This window comes from Shigella sp. FC1544 (assembly GCF_001722145.1).
Taxonomy (GTDB): Bacteria; Pseudomonadota; Gammaproteobacteria; order Enterobacterales; family Enterobacteriaceae; genus Escherichia; species Escherichia coli.
Map to the genome: position 1 here is coordinate 1 of NZ_MECT01000416.1, position 551 is coordinate 551.

At 49.2% G+C, this 551-nt stretch carries 1 protein-coding gene and 1 pseudogene; one reads left to right on the forward strand and one right to left on the reverse strand.

Translation table 11 applies throughout. The annotated features are described in order from the left end of the window. Window positions 1-363: pseudogene (locus BGK49_RS17415) on the forward strand (IS1-like element IS1X2 family transposase); the annotation flags it as partial. Between the two features lie 125 nt (window positions 364-488). On the opposite strand, the gene BGK49_RS31205 reads toward BGK49_RS17415, so the two are convergent. Then, window positions 489-551 (reverse strand): hypothetical protein (locus BGK49_RS31205; RefSeq protein WP_225879632.1); only part of this gene is annotated, 63 nt, incomplete at its 5' end.

Below are 551 nucleotides of genomic sequence, written 5' to 3' on the forward strand. Positions count from 1 at the left end.
GGCTACGTCGGTGCTAAATCACGTCAGCGCTGGCTGTTTTACGCGTATGACAGGATACGGAGGACGGTTGTGGCGCACGTCTTCGGTGAACGCACTCTGACCACACTGGAGCGTCTTCTGAGCCTGCTGTCGGCCTTTGAGGTCGTGGTATGGATGACGGATGGCTGGCCGCTGTATGAATCACGCCTGAAGGGAAAGCTGCACGTTATCAGCAAGCGTTACACTCAGCGCATTGAGCGACATAATCTGAATCTGAGACAACATCTGGCAAGGCTGGGACGGAAGTCACTGTCGTTCTCAAAATCGGTGGAGCTGCATGACAAGGTCATCGGGCATTATCTGAACATAAAACACTATCAGTAAGTTGGAGTCATTACCCATATTTGAACGTTCTGCCGGAATGCATTATCAATAGAGGTAAAGTCGCAACCCCAAATCGTAAAGGAAACCGTAGCACGTCTTAAGCAAGAACGTGCTGCGGTTGGATGCTATTTTTTCCCTGAAGCGGAAAACATTACTACAGTACCTTGAACCTTGGTTTTAACATTCTC